Genomic DNA, 4,267 nt, shown 5'->3' on the forward strand with positions numbered 1-4,267 from the left:
GGGGTGGTCTCGGTTTGGTCACCAGAGACAACCCCTTCCTGAAGGGAGTCAGTTGCTACCGAAGTCTAGACCGCTTTGCGACACGACCAGTCGATGGCGGTGGTGCGGAGCCGTTCGACCGTCTCGAACACGTCGGTCGAGGTCTGTGTTTCGAGTACTTCACCAACCAGTGAACCCAATTCATCGACATCTCGTCTAATTGTATTATTATATGACACCATTGGTTATAGCACGATGTTTTTGTAGCGAACGAACTCTTCGATACTCGTCTCGATGCCTTCGCGGCCAATGCCAGAATCCTCGTTCCCGCCGAACGGGATGTCACCGAGGCCGTGGCTCGGTGCGCCGTTAATCCTGACTCCGCCGGCGTCGATGCGTTCAGCGACCCGAAGCGCACGATCGTACCCGGTCGTGAACACGCAGCCGTCGAGTGCGAGATCAGTACTATTAGCGATCTCGATAGCATGGTTCTCGTCGGTGAACGTCGTCATCGGGATCACAGGGCCGAACTGCTCTTCGGCGACGAGGCGTGCGCTCTCCGGAACACGGCCGAGTAGCGTGGGCTCAAACTTTTGTCCATTGCGCCTACCGCCGCGAACGATCTCGGCTCCCCGATCGGTGGCGTCGATGACGAGATCCTCAACCCAGTCAGCCTGATCGGCACTGATGAGCGGCCCCAACGCAGTTGCCTCGTCGAAAAGATCACCCATTGGGTAGGCGTCCATCTCACCCTCAATTCGCTTTACGAGGTCATCATGGATCGACTCGTGGACCAGCACGCGGCTAATTGCCGAACACCGCTGTCCGGCGTATTTAAGTCCCCCCTTCGTACACGCCGCGGCGGCTGCATCGAGGTCAGCGTCGGGGAAGATGATTGCGGGAGCATTCCCGCCGAGTTCCATGTGGAGGTTGACGATGCCGCTCTGGCGCGCAACATGTTCGCCCGCATCCGACGAGCCGGTCATCGCGATCGCATCAATCTGATCCGAACCGGCGAGCACGTCACCAATCGCACCTGCGTGCCCCGGCACGAAATTGAATCCGCCTGCCGGAATGTCGGCCGACGCGACGATGTCGGCTAGAATCGCTGCACTCACAGGAGTCTTGCTTGCGGGCTTGAGCACAACGCTGTTACCGGCGGCGAGTGCTGGCGCAACCTGGAGCGCGGTGGTCGAGAGTGGATAGTTGTATGGTGTGATACAGAGCACGGTCCCGATCGGTTCGGGTTTGATGATCGCCTCCCAACCCTCATGACCGGTGGTGGTTCCCATTCGGAACTCTCCATTTAATCCCCGTGCCTCTTCGACGGCGCGCTCGAACCGCTCAGCGGCCGACTCAACCTCGGCGCGCGCACTCGAAATCGGTTTGCCCGCCTCACGAACAATCACATCCGCGAGTTCGTCCTCCCGTTCACGCAGTCCCGCCGCAATCGCTTCGAGCCACGCAACGCGCTCGGGGATCGTCGTCGCGGCGAGCGCGGATTGTGCGTTCTCGGCCGCCGCGAGCGCGCTCTCGGCCTGTTCCCCATCCGCTGCCTTCACCCGAGCGAACACGCCACCCTCGGCAAGATCAGACACCTCGATGGGTTCACAGCCGTCTTCCCATTGACCATCAATGAATGGCCGTTGATCTTGTGTAGTGGATACGATAGCCATAGGCACGCATTGACAGCCTTCTATAAAATAGTTACTATAGATCGAGTCAATAGTGACGAGTTATGAGTGAACAGGACCACGGAACGACCCTATTGACGTAATCTTGGAGCTTCTGTTGGCGAAAATCAGGAATTGCGAGAATTTTCAAACATTGCATGAACATTTTTATTTCTAAGGAATAGTAAACCACTATACTGCAGTAGGATAAACTGTGAGACAGAAGCGTCTGAAGCAGGGAGCGAAATTTCCAGATTCGCAACTCGTGTAACCACGTTGCAGGGTGTCATAGAACTCTTCACACACCTCAGCAGCACCCCGAGAAACGGTGTCTGAGAAGCAGCCAATATCGCTGCTATTCAGAAGTGTCGATAGCAGACTCCTCAATCGATAGCTGAAAACCATGCCAACCGTTCTATGACACCCTGACGTTGGTCAAACGCGCTATCGATGATTAAAACGAACCTCCGCTTCCTGTAGGGAATCTGATTTGCTGTCCATGTCCTTAGTTTGCACTACTATTCCGGGTTTCTCTCAAAAATTATAGTGAAAGTCACAACAAACCTCAACCTGACTTAGATCACCGTACACCATGTATACAGTCTTCTAAGGAAATACTTCAACTTCGTAAATCCATCTTCGAGTCATCCCTCATCTATTATCAGTTGTCCTATTTGTCGCCAGTTAGATATGATTTATTTGGCTGATTAGGAAATCATCGCTGTAGCGCCTCGCGCTCGCCGAGGAACACGTCAAGTTCGCGCTCGGTGGGTAGCCCCTCGACATCGCCGGTCACGGTCGTGGCGAACGCGCCGACGGCGTTGGCACGCTTCGTCGCCTCGACCGCGCCGAGTCCGTGAAGACGACCATCCAGAAAGCCAGCGGCGAACCCGTCACCCGCGCCGATGGGGTCGACGACGCGCTCAACCTTGTAGCCCGGTACGCGGGTCACTTCACCGTCGTCGACGAGCGCACCCTCGGCACCGAGTTTGACGACCGCGATGGCAGCTCCCCGATCGCGACACGCGTTCGCGATCTCGTCGGGCGTGCCGGCGTCGAACAGAGTTCGTCCCTCCTCGATGCCTGGGAGAACGATATCGCTCTTCTCGACGAGCGCGAGTAGCGTCCGTCGCATCTCCTCGTCGCTCCCCCAGAGCTTGTAGCGGATGTTCGGATCGAATGACACTGTCACGTCGGCCTCGCGTGCGCGCTCGACGGCTGCGAGGGTCGCCTCACGACAGGAGTCACTCAGTGCGGGCGTGATACCAGTGAGATGGAAATAATCGGCTTCCGCAATGGCGTCGGCGGGGAGATCGTCGGGCGTCATCGTGCTCGCGGCCGAGCCGTGGCGGTAGTAGTAGACCGAGGTCTCGCCGAACGCACGGCGCTCCTTGAACATGATCCCCGTCGGTGCATCGTTGGTGAACTCCACAGTCGACGTATCGACGCCTTCGCCGCGGACGAACGAGTTGACGTACTTTCCATGGGGATCCGCGCCGAGTGTGCTGTGCCAGGTCACGTCGTTGCCGAGCCGCGAGAGGGCGATGGCGACGTTGCTCTCGGCACCGCCGAGGCTCTTTTTGAACGTCTGCTGGTGTTTCGTCGGTCCCGGTTCGTCGGGACTGAACAGCACCATCGTTTCGCCGAGCGTGAGCACGTCCGGTGTCATGGATCGACCTACGCGGGCGGCGGGGTAGGCGTTGCGGAATCCGTTCTCTGAACGTTTATGATTACACACCGAGAACGAACGCCATGAGCCACGACGCGACTGCGAACGACGATCCGCTCGATCTCGGCGGCGTCGTCCCGCCGATGGTGACGGCGTTCGACGAGGACGAATCCGTCGATTACGAGACGACGGCCGACCACGCCCGGTTCGTCGTCGATCGGGGCGTCCACGGCGTCTTTCCACTGGGAACGAACGGCGAGTTCGCGCTACTCGACGGCGACGAACAGGCCGGCGTCGTCGAGGCGGTCGTCGACGAGGTCGGCGGCGAGGTGCCGGTCATCGCGGGCGTCGGCGCGCCGAGCACGTACCACACGGTCGACCGCGCCGAGCACGCCGCCGAGGCCGGCGCGGACGGGCTCGTCGTCGTCACGCCCTACTACTACCCGGTCGACGAGACGGGCACGGTCGAACACTACCGCCGCGTCGCCGAGGCCACCGAGCTCCCGATCTACGTCTACCACATCCCCTCGAAGACCGGGAACGCGCTCAGCCACGCGACGCTCGACGCGCTCGCCGAGATCGACGGACTCGCCGGCGTCAAGGATTCGAGCAAGGACGTCCCCTGGCTNCCCCGACCTCGTCTTCCTCGCCGGGTCGGACTCGCTGCAGTTCCCCGGCCGGCTCGTCGGCTGTACCGGTGGCGTGAGCGCGGTGGCGAACGCTCTCCCCGAACTGCTCGTCGATCTCCACGAATCGTACTCGGCAGGCGATATCGAGCACGCACGCGAGTGTCAGAGCACCCTCTATCGGGTGCGCGACGCGTTCAAAGGCGGGCCGTATCTCGCCGGTGTGAAGGCCGCACTCTCGCTGCGTGGGTTCGACGCCGGCCCGCTGCGGAGTCCGCTCCGCGGGATGGACGACGAGGAGCGATCGGCGCTCGAAGCCG

2 protein-coding genes and 1 pseudogene are annotated in these 4,267 nt (G+C 60.2%); 1 reads left to right on the forward strand and 2 read right to left on the reverse strand.

The genetic code is table 11. From position 1 onward, the window contains the following. Positions 1–224: 224 nt before the first annotated feature. Both C448_RS01160 and C448_RS01165 read right to left on the reverse strand, forming a co-directional pair. Complete coding sequence (locus C448_RS01160; protein ID WP_049916002.1) at positions 225–1,655, reverse strand: aldehyde dehydrogenase family protein; 1,431 nt, start codon at positions 1,653–1,655, stop codon at positions 225–227. A gap of 712 nt (positions 1,656–2,367) precedes the next feature. Further along, positions 2,368–3,321, reverse strand: a complete 954-nt coding sequence (locus C448_RS01165; RefSeq protein ID WP_004051294.1) for a sugar kinase — start codon at positions 3,319–3,321, stop codon at positions 2,368–2,370. Between the two features lie 83 nt (positions 3,322–3,404). Between C448_RS01165 and C448_RS01170 the strand changes: the two are divergent. Beyond that, positions 3,405–4,267 (forward strand): annotated as a pseudogene (locus tag C448_RS01170) (dihydrodipicolinate synthase family protein); the annotation flags it as partial.

The organism is Halococcus morrhuae DSM 1307, assembly GCF_000336695.1.
GTDB lineage: Archaea > Halobacteriota > Halobacteria > Halobacteriales > Halococcaceae > Halococcus > Halococcus morrhuae.